An 18914-nucleotide genomic window follows, 5' to 3' on the forward strand; every position below is an offset into this window, starting at 1 on the left:
TCCCGGGCGTATTGCCCACCGGACCGGGGTGGGATCGCAGGTGAGAGGAAGGCATGATGGGTCCGGCCGCCACCTATGGGTGCCGAAACAAGGAGGTCAGCGGAGTGCGCCAGGTACTGACGGTCTGTCCGGAGGGCACCGGGGACGCCCGGACGATCTCCGAGGCCCTGGCCAGGGCGCGCGGCGGCGCGGTGCTGAGCGTCCGTCCGGGAACGTACGAGGAGAACCTCGTCGTCACCACCCGGGTGACCATCGTCGCCGAACAGTCGCGCGGCAGTGTCCGGCTGGCCCCGCGCACGGGGACGGTGATATCGCTGCGCGTCGACGCGGTGATGCTGACCGACCTGGTGGTGCAGGGGCAGGACCCGGACGTGCCGGCGGTGGACGCCTCGCACGGACAGGTCGCCATGCAGGGCTGTGATCTGTCCGGTGCCTCCTGGGCGACCGTGCTCGCGCGCAACTCCGGGTCGCTCGCCATGCGGGAGTGCCGGGTCTCCAGCCGGACCGGCGCCGGGGTCGTCGTCACCTCCACCACCGAGAGTTCGCTGGAGTCCTGCACCTTCGAGCACCTCGGCACCAGCGGTGTGGTGGTCGGCGAGCGCGGCCGGGCGACGGTGCGCGGCTGCACGGTGCGCGACGCGCGCGGCAACGGCATCCTCGCCAACGGCGACGCCCAGGCGTCCGTCGAGGACTGCGACCTGTCCTCCACCGACAAGCCCTCCCTCGCCCTGGAGGAGCGCAGCGCGGTGCGCGTGCTGCGGACCGTCATCCACGACACCGCCGTCGGCGCCCATCTGACCAGCGCCGCCCGTGTCGAGATGGACGACGTGCGGATCAACGGCACCACCGCCCAGGGCATCATCGTCTCGCACGGCGCCGACCCGGTGCTGCGCCGCTGCCGCACCTCCCGTACGGCCGGCCACGGCCTCTTCGTCACCGACCGTTCCCGCGGCACGTACGAGGACTGCTGGCTGACCGGCGCCCAGGCCCCGGCGCTGCGCGTGGCCGGCTCCTCCTCGCCGACGCTGACCTCGCTGACCGTCCGGGACGGCGAGGCGGAGGGCGTCCTGCTGGAGGAGGACTCGGCGGCCGAGCTGGACCGCCTGGAGATCGTCGACGTCAAGGGCACCGGCGTGGTCGTCAAGGGCGGCGCCAATCCGCTGGTGCGGCGGGCCCGCATCACCGGCGCGGGCGGCACCGGCGTCGCGGTGACCGACGGCGGCCGCGGCCGTGTCGAGGACTGCGCGGTGGAGACACCGGGCGGCGCCGGCGCGGTGGTCACCACCGGCGGCAACGTGTACCTGGCGGGCCTGACGGTGAACGCTCCCGGCGGGGCCGGCCTGGAGATCGGCGGCGAGGGCACGGCGGCGCTGCGCGACGGAGAGCTGGTCTCGGCCGGCGGCTGCGGCGTGGTCGTGGACGGCGGCGGCGAGCTGACGGCGACCCGGGTGCGGGCCGCCGCCGCCACCGACCACGGCTTCCTGGTCCGCGACGGCGGCCGGGCCAACCTCAACGGGTGCGAGGCCACGGGCAACGGCCGGGACGGCATCCGGGTGGAGACCGACGAGCCGGTGTCGGTGGTCGGCTGCACGGTGCGGGAGAACAAGGGCGGCGGGCTCGTGCAGTCCAAGGCGGGCGGCCGGCTGGCGGTGGAGAACCTCACCAGCACCGGCAACGAGTCCCGCGACGCCTGGGGTTACGGCGAGGCCGAGGGCACCGACCCGGCGGGCACCGTCCCGGAGTCGGACGGCCCCGGGCGGCCGGACGGGCCGATGGCCGCGCTGGAGGGCCTGATCGGCCTGGGACACGTCAAGGAACAGGTCCGCACCCTGGTCAACCTGACCCAGCTCGCCCGGCGCCGCGCCCAGCTCGGCATGTCCGCGCCGCCGATGAGCCGGCACCTGGTCTTCGCCGGCCCGCCCGGCACCGGCAAGACCACCGTGGCCCGCCTCTACGGCACGATCCTCGCCGAGCTGGGGGCGTTGCGCTCCGGGCACCTGGTCGAGGTCTCCCGCGCCGACCTGGTCGCCCAGGTCATCGGCGGTACCGCCATCAAGACCACCGAGACCTTCGAGCGGGCCCTGGGCGGCGTCCTGTTCATCGACGAGGCCTACACCCTGACCGCCGACTCCCGCGGCTCCGGCGCCGACTTCGGCCGGGAGGCCGTGGACACCCTGCTGAAGCTGATGGAGGACCACCGCGACGACGTGGTGGTCGTGGCGGCCGGCTACTCCGGTGAGATGCGCAGCTTCCTGGGCTCCAACCCGGGCCTGGCCTCCCGGTTCTCGCGCACCGTGGAGTTCGAAAACTACTCGGTGCCCGAGCTGGTGGAGATCGTGGAGAGCATGTGCGCGCGCCACCAGTACCTGCTGAACGACGAGACGCGCAAGGCGCTGTCGGTGCACTTCGAGCGGATACCGAAGGACGCCGGGTTCGGCAACGGCCGCGCGGCGCGGCAGGTGTTCGAGGAGATGGTGGACCGGCAGGCGGTGCGGCTGGCCGCGCTGAGCCAGGTCACCGAGGAGGACCTCACGCTGCTGCTGCCGCAGGACATCAGCGAGGAGGCCGCCCGTGAGGCCGAGGCCGGTCCGGACGGCCTCGACGCCGGGGACGACGCGCTGAGCCGCCTGGACGCCCTGGTCGGGCTCTCGGCGGTCAAGCGGGACGTCACCGACCTGGTCAACCTGGTCTCCACCGCCCGGCAGCGCGAGGCCGCCGGGCTCCCGGTGCCGCGCCTCAGCCACCACCTGGTCTTCACCGGCCCGCCCGGCACCGGCAAGACCACCGTGGCCCGCCTCTACGGCGAACTCCTCGTCTCCCTGGGCGTGCTGCCCCGCGGCCAGCTCGTCGAGGTCTCCCGCGCCGACATGGTCGGCCGCTACGTGGGCCACACCGCGCAGCTGACCACGGAGGTCTTCCAGCGGGCGCTGGGCGGTGTGCTCTTCATCGACGAGGCGTACACTCTCACCCCGCGCGAGGGATCCGGCGCCGACTTCGGCCGGGAGGCCGTGGACACGCTGCTGAAGCTGATGGAGGACCACCGCGACGAGGTGGTCGTCATCGTGGCCGGCTACACCGCCGAGATGCAGCGGTTCCTGGCCTCCAACCCGGGTCTGACCTCGCGCTTCTCACGGAAGATCGAGTTCGCCGACTACTCCTCCGACGAGCTGGTCACGATCGTCCGCCAGCACGCGGTGCAGGCGGGTTACGAGTGCGGCACGGGGCTCGGACCGGTGCTGCGGCAGTACTTCGACACGCTGCCGCGCGACCGGTCGTTCGGCAACGCGCGCACGGCCCGCCAGGTGCTGGAGCGGATGATGACCCGGCAGGCGGGCCGGCTCAGCCGGGTGGCCGCGCCCAGCCTGGACGACCTGCGGCTGCTGCTCCCGGAGGACCTCGTCGATCCGGCGCCGGCCGCCGGACGGACGGCGGGGGCGTGACGGGGGTGCGCGCGACGCGCAGGACACGGACGACACGGACGGCGTGGGCGGTGCGGCCTGCCGCCGGCGCGCTGGCGCTGCTGCTGGCGGCCGGGGTGTGCGGCGCCGGTGCCGGGAGCGCGGCGGCGGCCGACGGCGACACGGTGGAACTGCCGGTGCTGAAGGCGGAGCTGACCACCGGTGCCTCCTGCACCGAGGGCTCGGGCCGGCAGGCCACCGCCGTGCCGTGGGAGCAGGTCGGCCTCCAGCTCGGCCGCGCCTGGCAGTTCGCCTCGGGCGCCGGGGTGACCGTCGGCGTGGTCGACACCGGCGTCTCCACCTCCGCGCCCGCGCTGAAGGGCCGGGTCACGGCGGTCGGCGAGGCCGGGACCGACTGCGTCGGGCACGGCACCTTCGTGGCCGGTCTGATCGCCGCCCAGATGGAGAAGGGCGTGAAGTTCGCGGGCGTGGCCCCGCGGTCGCGCATCCTCGCGGTGCGCGGCAGCGACGAGCGCGGCGCCGTCACACCCGACCGGGTCGCCGAGGGCATCAAGGCCGCCGTCGAGGGCGGCGCGAAGGTGGTGACCGTGTCGGCGGCGTTCGCCGGTGACACGGCCGCGCTGCGGTCGGCGGTCGAGGCCGCCGAGGAGAAGGACGTACTGCTGGTGGCCGCCGCCGTGCCGGACGTACCGACCGGCGGCGTCGCCGAGGCTCCGCCCGCCCGGGACTTCTACCCGGCCGCCTCGGACGGTGTGCTGTCCGTCCTGGACGTGGACAAGAACGGTGACCGGCCGGTCGGCTCGTACACCACCGGCAGCGCGCGGCTCGCCGCGCCCGGGGACGGGGTCGTCGGCATCGGCCCGGCGAAGGACGGCCACTACATCGGCTCCGGTGCCTCGCTGGCCGCCGGGTTCGTGGCGGGCGCGGCGGCGCTGGTGCGCTCCGTCCACCCGGAGCTGTCGGCCGCGCAGACCGCGAGCCTGCTGCGGTCCACCGCCTATCCGGCCGAGGTGCCCCGTGTCGACCCGTACGCCGCCGTCACCTCGGTCCTGCCGTCGTCCTCCGCCGCCGCGGCCTCGGTCCCGGAGCACGGGGCCGCGTCGGTGAGCATGCCGGAGGACAAGGCCGCCGACCCGTTCCGCCGGGCCCTGTGGCCGGCGGCGGCGGGCCTCGCCGTGGTGGTCACGGTGGTCTGGCTGGCGCTGGTCATTCCCCGGGGACGGCGCAACGGCTGGCGTCCTACCGGCAGCTGAACGACGCCGGGGCGAGGACACCGCGTCGTTCCTCGCCCCGGGCCGCCTCAGCCCGTCCCGTCCCCGGGGGCTGGGCCCCAGCCCCCGGCTTCGGCCTGAACGGCCTCGTCATCAAGCGCCGGACGGGCTGGGATCCGTCCCCGCCGCCAGCGGCGTCTGGATCAGGACCGGCTTGCGCCGCACGATGTGCAGGGCCCGCCCCGGCGGCAGCACGCGCGGCTTGACGTTGCCGAAGAGGTAGCCCTCGGACGGCGGGGCGGACAGCAGCAGGCCCGGGGTGTTGACCTCGTCCAGGCGGCGCAGGAGCTGGTCGTTCAGGCCGCGCCCGGCGCCGGTGGCGGAGCGGACGACGACGACGTGCAGGCCCAGTTCGTGGCCGAGGGCGAGGTGCTCGAAGAGCGGGGCGAAGGGGTGGTCCATGACCGTGCCGCCGCCGACCATGTCGTAGTCGTCGACGAGGACGAACAGGCGGGGTCCGTTCCACCAGTCGGCGCCGCGCATCCGGGCCGGTGTGATCTCCGGGCCGGGCAGCCGGGTCTGGAGCGCCTTGGCGGAGCCGCCGACCAGTTGCTTGAGGGCCTCGACGGAGACCGCGTGCCCCAGCCGGTACTCCTCCGGCACCGCCTCGACCAGGTCGCGGCGGTAGTCGACGACGAGGATCCGGGCCTCGCTGGGCGCGTAGCGGGCGACGATGGCGTCGGCGACCACCCGCAGCAGGTTGGTCTTGCCGCTCTCGGTGTCGCCGACGGCGACCAGGTGCGGGGTGCGGGAGAAGTCGTGCCAGACGGTGCCCAGGGTCTCCTCGTCCTGGCCCAGCGCCAGCTTGAGGGCGTTGCCCTGGCCCAGTTCCGGCGCGGGCAGTTCGGCGACGGGCAGCCGGTGCGGCAGCATCCGCACCTGCGGGGCGCGCGGCCCGGCCCAGGCGCCGGCGATCCGCTCGACCAGGTCGGCGACGCCCTCGCTGAGCGTCTCGGGGTCGGCCGAGCCGTCCCCGCGGGGCAGCGCGGACAGGAAGTGCAGCTTGGAGTCGACGGTGAGGCCGCGGCCCGGGGTGCGGGGCACGGCGGCGGCCTTGCGGATGTCCACCACGGAGTCCATCGTGTCGCCGAGCCGCAGTTCCAGGCGGGTGGCGGCCTGGTCCCGCACGGGCGCGGTGAGTTCGAGCCAGCGGGCGGTGGCGACGATGAGGTGGATGCCGTAGTTGAGGCCGCCGGTGGCGATCTGGTTGAACGTGGGGATGAACTGGTCGAAGTTCTGCCGGACCGCGGACCAGCCGTCGATCACCAGGAAGATGTCGCCGTGCGGTTCGTCGGGGAACTCCCCGGCGGCGCGGCGGCGCCGGTAGGTGGCCATCGAGTCGATGCCGTGGTCGAGGAAGAACTGCTCGCGCTGGGTGAGCACGGCGGTGACCTCGGCGACGGTGCGGCTGATCCGCTCGGTGTCGAGCCGGGCCGCGACGCCCGCGACGTGCGGCAGCCCGGTGAGCTGCGAGAGCGTGCCGCCGCCGAAGTCGAGGCAGTAGAACTGCGCTTCGCGCGGGGTGTGGGTGAGGGCCAGGCCGAGGATGAGGCTGCGCAGCACGGTGGACTTGCCGCTCTGCGAGCCGCCCGCGACGGCGACGTGGCCGCCGGCCGCGGCGAGGTCGACGATCAGCGGGTCGCGGCGCTGGTCGAAGGGCTTGTCGACCAGGCCGACGGGGACCCGCAGCCGGCCGGTGCCCTTCCAGCGGGGTGCGGTCAGGCCGCGTCCGGGGACGGTCTCCAGGCCGCCGAGGAGGGCGTCCAGCGGGGAGGGGTCGTCCAGCGGCGGCAGCCACACCCGGTGGGCGGGCGGTCCGGCGTCGCGCAGCCTCTCCAGCGCCACCGACAGCAGGGTGGCGCCGTCCTCCGACTCCTCCGGCTCCGGTGTGGGCGCGGCCGGCGCGGGGGCGCGGGGCACCACGTACCCGGAGGACCAGGGCACGACCTGGCTGGCGACCCGGGCCTGGACGACGGCGCCGCCGCGGCGGCGGTAGGGGCCGGAGACGTAGGCGGCGCGGAACCGGGTGAGGGCCTCGACACCGCTCTTGAGGTAGCCGCTGCCGGGCTGGGAGGGCAGTTCGTAGGCGTCGGGGACGCCGAGGACGCCGCGGGACTCCATGGCGGAGAAGGTGCGCAGGCCGACCCGGTAGGACAGGTGCGACTCCAGCTGGTGCATGCGGCCCTCGTCCAGGCGCTGCGAGGCGAGCAGCAGGTGCACGCCGAGCGACCGGCCGAGGCGGCCGATCATCACGAACAGCTCCATGAACTCGCGGTGCGCGGCGAGCAGTTCGCTGAACTCGTCGACCACGACGAAGAGGCTGGGCAGCGGGGTCAGGTCGGCGCCGCCGGCCCGGGCCCGCTCGTAGTCCAGGGCGGAGGTGTAGTTGCCGGCGGCGCGCAGCAGCTCCTGGCGGCGCAGCAGTTCGCCGTGGAGGGCGTCCTGCATGCGCTCCACGAGGGCGGCCTCGTCGGCGAGGTTGGTGATGACGGCGCTGGTGTGCGGGAGTTCGTCCAGGCCGAGGAAGGTGGCACCGCCCTTGAAGTCGACCAGGACGAAGTTGAGGGTCTCGGAGGAGTTGGTGAGGGCGAGGCCGAGGACGAGGGTGCGCAGCAGTTCGGACTTGCCGGAGCCGGTGGCGCCGATGAGCATGCCGTGCGGCCCCATGCCGCCCTGCGCGGACTCCTTGATGTCCAGTTCGACGGGGCGGCCGTCGGCGCCGACCGCGACCGGCACGCGCAGCCGGGCGGAGCCGGTGTGGCGTCGCCAGAGGGTGTCCGGTTCGAGGCGGTGCAGGTCGGGGATGCCGAGCAGGGTGGTCAGCTCCACGTCGGCGGAGAGCGGCTCGGCCGCGTCGGCGGTGAGGCTCATCCGGTACGGGGAGATCAGCCGGGCCAGGGACTCGGCGGCGCGGGGGCCGACCCGGTCGGGGCGGCCGAGGACGGTGGTCTGTTCCTTGCGGCTGCGGTCGGTGCGCACCAGGGCGACGGTGTCGGGGGTGACGTCGAGGCGGAGGGTGGTGCGGCCGGGGCGCCAGGTGAGGGTGGCGGACAGGTCGACGATGACGGCGTTGCGGAAGCCGGGGCCGTCGAAGCGGTGGCCGGCGGGGACGGTGGCGCCGTCCACGACGACGATGACCAGCGGCTCGTCCCGGCCGGGTACGGCGTCCGGGTCGAAGGCGGGCCGCTCGGCGAACTCGCTGCCGAGCTGGTTCTCCAGGTCGGTGAAGGCGGAGGCGACCATGCGCAGGGAGCCGGCGCCGTCGGTCTCCTGCGGGTGCTGGTTGTGCGGCAGCCACTTCACCCACTCCCACTCGGCGCGGTGCTCGTCGTCGGCGCAGACCGCGATCCACACCTCCTCCGGCGGGTGGAAGACCGCCAGTTGGCACAGGGCGGCGCGGAGCATGTCCCGGCCGGCGGCGAGGTCGCCGCGGAACAGCAGCCGGGACCAGGAGCGCAGGTAGAGGGCGATGGGCTGGCCGGGCACGGTGCTGTAGGCGCGGATGAAGCGGCGCAGGGCGTGCGCGCACAGCGGTTCCAGGTCCTCGACCGGCTTGGTGGAGACGGGGTTGAGGCGCAGCGCGAGCTGCTGGTCGCCGACGGCGACGCGGACCTCGCCGTAGTCGACGTCCTTGGGGCGGCGCTCCCACAGCCGGGTGGTGCGCACCATGGAGCGCAGCACGGCCGGCTCGGGGTGGCGCCAGGCGAGGGCGAGTTGCTGCTCGACCACGGTGCGCTGGACGGTGCGCCGGCTCTGCGCGAGGTAGCGCAGGTAGTCGCGGCGCTCGCCGCGCAGCCGCTGCTTGCGGTCGCCGGCCTTGCGCATGTACTGGCCGACCAGCATCGCGACGACGGCCAGCCCCATGATGCCGAGCGCGATGTACATGAAGGCGCCGTACGCCATCCCGCCCATGCGCAGGAACATCAGCATCATGGACACCGACATCATGGCCATCGGCAGGTACGTCCAGATCGCGGACGTGTCCGGCACGGTCTCCATCAGGGTCGGCGGTTCCTGGAGGGTCAACTCGCCGCTCGGCATGTCGGGTCCGCGGCGGCGGGCCGGACGGCGGAACAGGACCACGCTCAACGCTGGGGCTCCTAACGGGTCATCGCGCACCCGGTGGTACGGGGGGAAGCACGCGGGGAGGGCTCCGGGACCGGCGGCCGGTGCCGCGCGGTACGCGGTTCGGCCGGTGATGTGCCCCGAACGCTGCCGGGACTCCCCTTGACGACGGCCTCGGGGAGTGACAGTAGTGTGCACCCCGTCAACTCCGTAAGTCCACGTCACCCCCTCCCTCCGCACCAGTTCACTGCTCGTCCCCCCGCTTCACGCCCACCCCCCAGTGGTTCGTCACCCGCACGCCACATCCCGTCCCGACGCTCAGGAGACGTGAGCCCCGGTATGACCGACACCTCCGTGGCCGATCTGTGCCATCTGACCGTGCGCGCCCCGCGCCACACCATCGACCTCGCCGTGCCCTCCGACGTGCCGGTCGCCGACCTGTTGCCGACGGTGCTGCGGTACGCCGGCGAGGACGTCGAGGAGAACGGCCTCGAACACGACGGCTGGATACTCCAGCGCCTGGGCGGACGGCCGCTGGACGAGGAGGCCACGCTCGCCTCGCTCGGCCTGACCGACGGGGAGGCTCTGCATCTGCGGCCGCGCACCGAGGCGTTGCCCGAGGTGCGGCTGGACGACCTGGTGGACGGCATCGCGTCCGTCACCCGGGACCGGCTGCACGACTGGAGCGAGGCGGCGGCGCGGCATCTGCTGCGCGTCCTGGTCGCCGTGGCCGTCCTGGCCGGACTGGCCCTGCTGGCCTGGCCGGGCGGCCCGGTGGCGCTGCGGGCGGGCGTTGCCTGTGCCACCGGGGTGCTGCTGCTGGCCGGCGCGGCCTCGGCGAGCCGGGCGGTGGGCGACGGCGCGACCGGCGCGGTCCTCGGCCTGCTGGCCTCCCCGGCCCTGGCACTGGCGGGCTGGCTGGTGCCGGGCGGTGAGCTGACCGGTCCGCAGGCGCACCAGGTGCTGGGCGCCCGGCTGTTGGGCGCGGCGGCGCCCTGGGCGGGCGGCGCGGTGCTGGCCCTGGCGGTGACCGCGGTGCGCGCGCCGCTGTTCCTGGCGTCGGCGCTGACGGCGGTCGCGGTGGCGGTGGGCGGCGCCGTCATGACCGTCTTCGACGTGCGGCCGGCCGGCGCGGCGGGCACGGTGGCGATGCTGACGGTGCTGCTCGGCGGTCTGGTGCCGGCGCTGTCGTTCCGGTTCGCGGGGATGCGGATGCCGGCGCTGCCGACCAACGCCGGCCAGTTGCAGGAGGGCATCGACCCCTACCGGGGCGCCGACGTGGCGGTCCGTACCGAGCTGGCCGGGGAGTGGATGACGGCGCTGTACGGCGCGACGGGCGTGCTGGCGTCGGCCTGTCTGGTGGCGCTGGCGTACCGGCCGAACCTGCCGGCGCTGCTGTGCGCGCTGGTGCTGTCGCTGCTGCTGCTCCTGCACGGCCGGGGGCTGGTCAACACCGCGCAGCGGCTGGTGCTGGTGCTGCCCGGCGCCTGGGGTCTGCTGCTGCTGGCGTTCGGCTGGGGCCTGGACCTGCGGGGCGTGGAGCGGGCGCTGCTGGTGGCGGGGCTGCTGGTGGTGGCGACGGTGCTGACGGTGGCGGTGTGGACGGTGCCGGGGCGGCGCCTGGTGCCGTACTGGGGCCGGGCGGCGGAGCTGCTGCACTCGCTGCTCGCGCTCTCCCTGCTGCCGCTGACGCTCTGGCTGCTGGGCGTGTTCGGCGCCCTGCGCGGCTGGAACGGCTGACCGGCCGGCCGGCGCCGCGACGAGAACGAACCACTCACCCGCCAGGAGGCAACCGTGCGGTCCAAGCGCGACCAGGTGCAAGCGCACACGTTCATGATGGGGCGGCTGACCTCGGGGATGCTGCTGGCCGATCCCGACGCCCCGGAGAGCCCGCTGGGCCGCACCACCCGCGGCGCCCTGCTCAGCATCATCGTGGCCATCGTGGTCGCCGCCTGTGCCTTCGTCTACGGGCTGCTGCGGCCGGGCGGCAACGACGCGTGGCGCGGCGGCGACACGCTAATCGTCAACAAGGACACCGGCGCCCGCTACCTGTACACCGACGGCCGGCTGCGGCCGGTGCGCAACTACGCGTCGGCGATGCTGATCGGCGGCGCCGACCTGGAGACCACGTCGGTGGGCACCGCCTCCCTGAAGGGCACCCCGGTGGGCACGCCGGTGGGCATCACCGGCGCCCCGGACGTGGTGCCGGGCACCGGTGACCTGGAGACGTCGGCGTGGCAGGTGTGCTCGACGGGCACCGGTGAGCGGACGACGGTGGTGCCGGGGGCGCCGGTGGAGACCACCACGATCGGCGCGGACTCGGGGCTGGTGGTGCGGGGTCCGGACGAGCGGACCTACCTGGTGTGGCAGGGCAGCCGGCTGGAGCTGGACGAGGACTCGGGCGCCGCGGAGTCCCTGGGCTACGGCGCGGTGACGCCGCGCCCGGTGTCGGCGGCGTTCCTGGACGCCCTGGTGAGCGGCCCGGAGCTGGCCACCCTCCAGGTCGCCGGCCGGGGCTCGGCGGGGCCTGAGCTGGCCGGGCACGAGACCAAGGTCGGGCAGGTGTTCCGGGTGACGGCGGGCTCCGGCAGCCAGGACTACGTGCTCAAGAAGGACGGTCTGCACGCCGTGACGGCGACCCAGTCGGCCCTGCTGCTCGGCGATCCGGACATCCGCGAGGACGTCTACGGCGGGGAGTCCCCGACGGCCGTCGCGATCGGCGTCTCCGACCTGCGGGCGCACCAGGCGCCGGGCACGGCGGGCACGGACCCGGCGGTGACCGGGCTGCCGGACGCTCCGCCGAGCGCGGTGCGGCTGCCGTCGGAGCAGGCGGTGTGCACGCGGGTGGAGTCCGACGGCAGCGAGGTGCGGGTGACGTCGGTGCGGGTCGAGCAGGCGGCGCTGACGCCGGTCGCGCAGGCGGACGCCACGGCGTCGGCGCCGGCCTGCGTGGCGGTGGACCGGGTGGTGATGCGGCCCGGGCACGGCACGCTGGTGCGGGTGCTGGGCGCGGCCGGAGCGTCGGTCGGTGACACCACGTTCCTGGTGGGCGACGACGGGGTGAAGTACCGCATCACGGACGCGGAGGCGCTCGCCGCGCTCGGCTACAGCGACGGCTCCGCGGTGCGCGTGCCGTCCACCCTGCTGTCGCTGCTGCCGACCGGCCCCGACCTGGACACGGCCGCGGCGGCGCGGTCGGACGGGGCGACGGGTGCGGCGGCGGGGGCGGCGGCCGGATCGGCGGCCGGCCAGTGCGCCGACACCGGCGGCGGAAGCGGCGGCGGTGCAGGTGCCGGCGCCGGTGCCGGCGCCGGGAAGACCCCTGGGGGCGACGCCGAGGCGGCCGCGAAGGGCGCCGGGCCCGCGGGTCCGGCGGCTGCCGACGAGGCGTCAGAGTCCGTCGGCCGTGGATGACTTGCCGGGGATGCCTGACCAGGCAGGGTTCCTGCCGGGTTTCCCGCCGGTTACACATCCCTGAAGTTGTGCTCCTGCGACCTCAGATCTTCCTCAGCTTGTTGTGTTGGCAACTACAGCCACTTTAGGCTCACGTTGCTCGTACAGAGATCCGGCTTACGAAAGGTGGGGACGATGGCGGGAGACGGCCAGCAGTCAAGCGAATCATCAACCCGGAACGGCATCCAGGCCCTCGAATCGGCCTTCAGCGGCATCATGAAGATCCGCCAGGATGTCGACAGCACCAAGTCCACCCTGGGCTCCGGCTACCAGGGCAGCGACGGCGGCCAGTACGGCCAGCTCCTCGCGCAGTGGGACGGCCAGTGCAACATCATCCTCAAGAACCTCGAGGACGTCATCGACCGGCTGAACCAGAGCCTCGTCGAGCACAACAAGACCCAGGGTTCGTCGAACGACGCGATCAACCAGGCGTACAACGCCTCGCAGTCGGCCTTCGACCAGCTGGTCGGCTGACCGCCGGTCCGGCCGCCCCCCACCTTCCGCATCGTGTGAAAGAGGCAGACCGTGGCAGACAACCTGAGCGACGGTTACATCTACGTCAGTTACAACCACATGTCGAACGCGGCGGACGACATGGTGATGCAGACCAAGGCGATCGCCCAGACGCTGTCCAACCTTGAGGCAGAGCTCAGCGAGCTGTCCAAGACCTGGTACGGAAACGACGCCGACACCTACCGCCAGAAGCAGGCCGCCTGGGACGCCGCGGTGCAGAACATGGAGAAGCTGCTCACCTCGCACGCGGCGCTCCTGAACGACATCTCCGGCAACTACAAGTACAGCGAGAACTCGCTCAGCCAGATGTGGTCCGAGGTGACCATCGGCCGCTGAGCCGGCCCCGTCCCCACCGCGCCGGCCGGCCCCCTCCGGCCGGCGCGGTGCGGGCATCTCCCCGTACTGTCGCCGTGCCGCAGCCCGGCCCGGCGCATCCCGCCAGCGGAGGCATCTCATGGCAGACCTGACCCATCTGGACTCGACGGCGCTCAGGAACTTCAAGAACAACGATGTCGCGGACTTCATCAACGACCTGCTGAACATCCGCAAGGACAACGCGGGCGTCCGGTCGCTGAAGAACCTCGTCGCGGAGACCGGCACGGACTCGGCGGCGGGCGCCGCCAAGATCCTGCGGATCGGGCTGATGGGCGGCGGCGACACCGAGGACCCGACCGGCGGCGGCGCGCTGGTACAGAAACTGAAGGAGCAGGCCACCAGCCTGGACTCCATCTTCACCAGCCAGAAGACCCTCTTCGACGACATCGACGACGCTCTGGACGAGACGATCACCACGCTGCTCAAGACGCAGGGTGAGAGTCTCACCTCGATCGACGGCGAGAAGCTGCTGGACATCTTCGACACGGTCGACGACGACATGAGCGGCACCGGCAACGACGACTGACGCGGCCCGGGACGGTCCCTCCCGGTCCCCACCGTTTCCTCCCCTCACCTCCTCAGCAGCGGAGCCCCGCCCCATGGCCGACGGCAGCACCACCTCCGGTACCCCCACCTACGACCCGGACGACTACTTCGCCCAGGCCGTCTCCAACTTCACCGGTTACACGATTCCGCCCCGCTCCTCCCTGTTCAACACGCTCAGCAGCGACAGCGGAGACGACTTCTCCGATCTGAAGCTGTTCCGGATGGACATCAAGGGCCAGAGCATGCGGGCGGTGTCGGAGGCGGACTACTCCGCCATCGGCGGCTGGCAGGTCAACAACGGTGAGGACTACGACCTCGCCTTCTACGACGCCGGCGGGGACGGCGCGCACAACAGCGTGAGCCTGAAGAAGGCGCGGATCGTGATGATCGGCGTGACCGTCGACTCCGACGGCCGCGCCACGCTGTGGGGTGACGGGCAGATCACCAGCGGTGGCGCGTTCGAGGGCTCGTACTCGCACGTGAAGTGGGACTCCGGGCCGATGGCCCAGTACATCTCGGGCAGCAAGCTCGCCCTGGACCAGCTGCTGTCGTCGCCGAACTACTCGACGAAGGGCTGGAGCTACAGCGGCCTGTCGGTGCTCGACGACAACGCCGTGGAGCTGAAGTCCTTCGAGGACACCGGGCAGTCCTTCGACCGGGCGAAGCAGTTCTTCGAGCACCACTCGGACATCGTCAACCAGTGGATGACCTCGCTGGGCGAGGACCAGGCCGCGTGGAAGGGCAAGGCGGCCAGCCTCTTCTGGCACCTGCTGGACGAGCTGAAGACCAACTACGACGGTTACGTCTCCCAGCTGGGCGGTCGCGAATACACCGCCAAGAACAGCACGCTGGGCAACTACGTCCCGAAGTCGGAGCTGAGCGACGCCCTGGCCGCCGCGCAGACCGCGTTGAAGGATGCGGTCACCAGCCTCCAGAAGGCGTGGTCCAACTGGGCCAAGGACGGCAAACACGACCCGCACTACCACGTCAAGCAGATCCTCGACAAGCTCACCGAGTGGGTGATCGAGAACAACATCCCCCACGTCAACGTCAAGACGAGCACCTACACCAGCCCGGGCGGCGGCGGAACGTACACGAGTTACTCGACCACCGCGGAGTTCAAGCAGACCTCCCCGTACGGCGACCTCACCCAGCACACCACCTGGACGAAGATCGCCGACGCCGCCGTGGAGAGCTGGTCGAACCACGCGGACTCCATGCTGAAGCAGCCGGCCATCGAGGCGCTCAGCAGTGTGAAGAACGCCTGGGCCGACGTGCAGGACGTGTTCGCCAAGGAAGTCACCAACAAGAACTCCGAGACGCTCTCCGAGGTGCTCGCGGAGCAGGAGGCCGACCTCGCCGAGGACGAGGCCAACAAGAACAACGACAAGCTCAACGAGTACCTCGATGACCTGAACGACAACATCAACACCCTCGGCGACGACTTCAACGACCTCAACGAGGACCTGAACGACAACCTCAACGACCTCGGGGACGGCTTCAAGGACCTCAACGACGGCCTGAACGACAACCTCAACGACCTCGGGGACGGCTTCAAGGACCTCAACGACGGCCTGAACGACAACCTCAACGACCTCGGGGACGGCTTCGAGAACCTCAACGACGGGCTCAGCGACAACCTCAACGACCTGAACAGCGGGCTGAACGACAGTCTGAACGACCTCGGTGACGGGTTCGACAACCTCAACGAGGGACTGGGCGACAGCCTCAACACGCTCGGCGACGGCCTGAACGACCTGGGCAACACCGACGGCAGCACGATCACCGACGACCTCAACAATCTGGGGCTCGACAGCAACGGCAACCCGATCACCGACGACACGACGCTGAACGGGAACACCACGCCCGAGACGAGCGTCTTGGCGCCGCTGAATCCGCTGACGGGCAACCCGGTGACGTCGACGAACCCGGACGACGACAAGACGAGCGGGTCGTCGCTGCTGAACTCCCCCACCGGGGGCAGCACCCAGCTCAACGACGACGGCACGCTGACCACGACGTTCCCCGACGGCTCCAGCCAGACCATCGACCCGAACACGGGCCTGGTCACCACCACCTCACCGGACGGCGTGACGTCGACCTCGCAGCTCAACCCGGGCACCAGCCTCGTCAACCCGGACGGCTCGACCACCACGCTCAACGACGACGGCACGCTGACCACCCTCTTCCCGGACGGGAGCGAGCAGACCCTCGACCCGACGACGGGGCAGGTCAGCACCGTCGCCCCGGACGGCACCGTGACGGAGTCGACGCTCAACCCGACCGACGGCGTCTTCACCACGCCGGACGGCGCGACATCGCAGCTCAACGGCGACGGCACGGTGACGACGACCTTCCCGGACGGCTCGACCGAGGTACTGAACCCGGACACCGGCCAGATCACCGTCACCGACCCCTCCGGCAACGTCACCACCGAACAGCTCAACCCCGGCGAGTCGTTCACCAACCCCGACGGGTCCACCACCACCCTCAACGACGACGGCACCCTCACCACCGAATTCCCCGACGGCTCCACCCAGGTCCTCAACCCGGACACCGGCCAGCTCACGACCACGGACCCCGCCGGTAACGTCACCACCAGCGACCTCAACCCGGCCGCGGACAGCTTCACCACTCCCGAGGGCTCCACCTCGCAGCTCAACTCCGACGGCACCGTCAGCACCACCTTCCCGGACGGCTCGACCGAGGTACTGAACCCGGACACCGGCCAGATCACCGTCACCGACCCCTCCGGCAACGTCACCACCGAACAGCTCAACCCCGGCGAGTCGTTCACCAACCCCGACGGGTCCACCACCACCCTCAACGACGACGGCACCCTCACCACCGAATTCCCCGACGGCTCCACCCAGGTCCTCAATCCGGACACCGGTCAGCTCACGACCACCGACGCCGCCGGTAACGTCACCACCAGCGACCTCAACCCGGATGCGGGCACGTTCACCACGCCGGAGGGCAGCACGGCCCAGCTCGACTCCGACGGCACCCTGCGCACCCTCTTCGCGGACGGTTCGGAGGTGTCGCTGAACCCGGACACGGGCGACGTCACCGTGACCGATCCCTCGGGCAACGTCACCACGCAACAGCTGGATCCGGGCGAGTCGTTCACCAACCCCGACGGGTCCACCACCACCCTCAACGACGACGGCACCCTCACCACCGAGTTCCCCGACGGCTCCACCCAGGTCCTCAATCCGGACACCGGTCAGCTCACGACCACCGACGCCGCCGGTCACACCACCACGACCGACCTGAACGGCAGCGGCCTGTCCACGTCTCCGTTCGACACCAGCGGCCTGGACATCGAGGACCTGGACACCAGCGGCCTGAACACGGACGGGCTGAACACCGAAGGTCTGGACACCGACGGCCTGGACACCAGCGGTTCGAGCACCGACGGCCTCAACTCACCGTCCAGCCTGACCAGTTCCGCCGGGCTGAACGGCAGCGGACTGAGCGGCTCGCTCAGCTCGTCGGGCGGCCTGGACTCCTCCCTCGACGACTACTACGAGGACTACGACAGCACCCCGTACGAGGGCGGTTCACTGCGTTCAGGCAACAGCGGGACCCTCGCCTCCCTCGACGGCGCCACCACCCAGCAGGCCGCCAGCGGCACGCCGCTCAACCCGATGGGCATGGGCGGCATGGGCGGCATGGGCGGTGGCATGCCGCCCATGGGCGGGGGCGCCGGCGGAGGCCAGGGCGGCAACAGCGAGCGCACCCGCGCCGTCCTCACCGACCCGGCCGGCGGCAGCGCCCGAGGGGGCCGCGGTGCGCGGGCGGCGGCCGTCGACGAGGACGAGGACATCGTCTACACCCGGCCGACCACCTCCAGCTCTCCCTACCCGGTGGGCGGCCCCGGTGGCCCCGGCCAGGGCGGTACGTCGACGGAGAGCGGCGACCGGGCCCGGGAGGCGTGGCTCGCCGAGGACGACGACGTCTGGGGCACCGACGAGGGCGGCGCGCCCGCGGTCATCGGACGCTGAGGCGGTACAGGTACGGCAAGGAACGAGGTGACGCGGTGAACAGTGAGTCGATCGAGCAGCGGCTCGCCAAGGCGATGGCCGAACTGGAGGCGACCGAGGCGGCGGTGGCGCGCGCCGAGGGCGAACTGGCGCACGCGGAGGCAACCGTCCGCTCGGCGGACCGCGCCGTCGAGGTGACCGTCTCCGCCCAGGGTGACCTGACCGCGCTGAGCTTCCTGGACGACAAGTACCGTACGATGCCCGCAGGTCAGCTGGCTGCCAGCGTGCTGGAGGCGGTGCAGGAGGCGCGGGCCCGGATGGCCCGCAGGGTCATGTCGACCTTCGAGCCCTTCACGAAGGCGAACCCGGAGACGCCCGAGTTGAGCGGTTTCGACGTGGACTGGAACAAGATCTTCGGGGCCGGTGTGCTGGACGGACCGAAGAGCGGCCGGCGCCGCGGTGCGGGCCGGCTCCGTGACGAGATCAGCGAAGACCCGGAGGACTGAGGAGACGATGACGGACAACGCGTACTTCGCCAATCCCGCGGCCCTGGCGTCCGGCACCCGGCAGATCCAGGCGATCAGCAACTTCGCCGTCGAGATGATCAACGAGTTCATCACCGACGTGTCGGCCACCGCCGACTGGTGCGGCAAGGACGACAGTTACGCCGAGCAGATGATCCCGCAGGAGAAGAAGCAGCGGGAGGGCGCGATATCCACCGGCAAGGCCTTGACGGACGCCATCGTCGGCGTGGGCGACGGCACGCTCGCCAACCTGAAGAACATCCTGGGCACCCAGGGCGGCAACCTCGAAGCCATCCACGACTCCTCCATCGACACCAGCAACACCGGCGGCACGCACGGCGGCGGCGGCAGGCACTGACGGACCGGACGGCGCCCGATGAGCATCCAGGTCTCGCCGCAGCTGAACAATCTGCTGTTCGTGCTGATCGGCGAGAAAATGCTGCAGGCCGACGAGGACAAGGCCTACGCCAACGGCAAGCCCTACGGGCGGCTGTCGCGGCGGGTGCGGGACCTGTCGGACCTGATCGAGCAGACCGCGGGCGGGGTCGGGCGCTCGCTGCCGCCGCAGGTGGGCAACCAGTACGTACGGGCCATGCACCTGTTCCTGGACAACGGCGGCTCGAACTACCTCAAGGACTTCTCCGACCAGCTCGACGGCCTGGAGAAAGCCCGCACCCAGTCCTCCATGGACATCATGGAGGCCAAGTGGCAGATCATCGCCGAGCTGATCCGGCTGCTGATCGAGCTGGCCATCATCATGGC

General features: G+C 72.0%; 12 protein-coding genes. 11 read left to right on the top strand and 1 reads right to left on the bottom strand.

The window, feature by feature from the left end:
* Positions 1-104: 104 nt before the first annotated feature.
* Complete coding sequence (locus ACIQR3_RS29860) at positions 105-3440, top strand: right-handed parallel beta-helix repeat-containing protein (RefSeq protein ID WP_403543752.1); 3336 nt, start codon at positions 105-107, stop codon at positions 3438-3440.
* Between the two features lie 50 nt (positions 3441-3490).
* Positions 3491-4672: a S8 family serine peptidase gene (locus ACIQR3_RS29865; protein ID WP_403543753.1), complete on the top strand. Its 1182-nt coding sequence runs from the start codon at positions 3491-3493 to the stop codon at positions 4670-4672.
* Between the two features lie 111 nt (positions 4673-4783).
* Here ACIQR3_RS29865 and eccCa read toward each other — a convergent pair whose 3' ends face one another.
* Positions 4784-8731 (bottom strand): type VII secretion protein EccCa, encoded by a 3948-nt coding sequence (eccCa, locus tag ACIQR3_RS29870; RefSeq protein WP_403543763.1) that lies wholly within the window; start codon positions 8729-8731, stop codon positions 4784-4786.
* Between the two features lie 363 nt (positions 8732-9094).
* On the opposite strand from eccCa, the gene eccD reads away from it, so the two are divergent.
* The 9 genes from eccD to ACIQR3_RS29915 form a co-directional block, all read left to right on the top strand.
* Complete coding sequence (eccD, locus tag ACIQR3_RS29875; RefSeq protein WP_215165130.1) at positions 9095-10495, top strand: type VII secretion integral membrane protein EccD; 1401 nt, start codon at positions 9095-9097, stop codon at positions 10493-10495.
* 54 nt (positions 10496-10549) lie between these two features.
* A complete protein-coding gene (gene eccB, locus ACIQR3_RS29880) occupies positions 10550-12169 on the top strand; it encodes a type VII secretion protein EccB (RefSeq protein ID WP_403543754.1) in 1620 nt (539 codons plus the stop codon).
* A gap of 174 nt (positions 12170-12343) precedes the next feature.
* The gene (locus tag ACIQR3_RS29885) at positions 12344-12682 is read left to right on the top strand and encodes a hypothetical protein (protein WP_215165128.1); all 339 of its coding nucleotides are present in this window, start codon (positions 12344-12346) and stop codon (positions 12680-12682) included.
* Between the two features lie 51 nt (positions 12683-12733).
* Positions 12734-13057: a WXG100 family type VII secretion target gene (locus tag ACIQR3_RS29890; RefSeq protein ID WP_403543755.1), complete on the top strand. Its 324-nt coding sequence runs from the start codon at positions 12734-12736 to the stop codon at positions 13055-13057.
* Between the two features lie 118 nt (positions 13058-13175).
* A complete protein-coding gene (locus tag ACIQR3_RS29895) occupies positions 13176-13622 on the top strand; it encodes a type VII secretion system-associated protein (RefSeq protein ID WP_403543756.1) in 447 nt (148 codons plus the stop codon).
* Positions 13623-13695: 73 nt separating this feature from the next.
* On the top strand, positions 13696-17649 hold the full coding sequence (locus ACIQR3_RS29900) for an AAWKG family protein (RefSeq protein ID WP_403543757.1): 3954 nt from the start codon (positions 13696-13698) through the stop codon (positions 17647-17649).
* A gap of 35 nt (positions 17650-17684) precedes the next feature.
* Positions 17685-18134: a YbaB/EbfC family nucleoid-associated protein gene (locus tag ACIQR3_RS29905; protein ID WP_403543758.1), complete on the top strand. Its 450-nt coding sequence runs from the start codon at positions 17685-17687 to the stop codon at positions 18132-18134.
* A 7-nt stretch (positions 18135-18141) separates the two neighbouring features.
* On the top strand, positions 18142-18510 hold the full coding sequence (locus tag ACIQR3_RS29910) for a hypothetical protein (protein WP_403543759.1): 369 nt from the start codon (positions 18142-18144) through the stop codon (positions 18508-18510).
* 18 nt (positions 18511-18528) lie between these two features.
* Positions 18529-18914 (top strand): hypothetical protein (locus ACIQR3_RS29915; RefSeq protein WP_403543760.1); only part of this gene is annotated, 386 nt, incomplete at its 3' end.

The sequence above is a fragment of the Streptomyces sp. NPDC090994 genome (genome assembly GCF_044768905.1).
Classification (GTDB): domain Bacteria; phylum Actinomycetota; class Actinomycetes; order Streptomycetales; family Streptomycetaceae; genus Streptomyces.

Coding starts and splice junctions, on each gene's coding strand:
- eccD (WP_215165130.1), top strand. CDS start 9,095: ATGACCGACACCTCCGTGGCCGATCTGTGCCATCTGACCGTGCGCGCC.
- eccCa (WP_403543763.1), bottom strand. CDS start 8,731: ATGCCGAGCGGCGAGTTGACCCTCCAGGAACCGCCGACCCTGATGGAG.
- ACIQR3_RS29895 (WP_403543756.1), top strand. CDS start 13,176: ATGGCAGACCTGACCCATCTGGACTCGACGGCGCTCAGGAACTTCAAG.
- ACIQR3_RS29900 (WP_403543757.1), top strand. CDS start 13,696: ATGGCCGACGGCAGCACCACCTCCGGTACCCCCACCTACGACCCGGAC.
- ACIQR3_RS29910 (WP_403543759.1), top strand. CDS start 18,142: ATGACGGACAACGCGTACTTCGCCAATCCCGCGGCCCTGGCGTCCGGC.
- ACIQR3_RS29885 (WP_215165128.1), top strand. CDS start 12,344: ATGGCGGGAGACGGCCAGCAGTCAAGCGAATCATCAACCCGGAACGGC.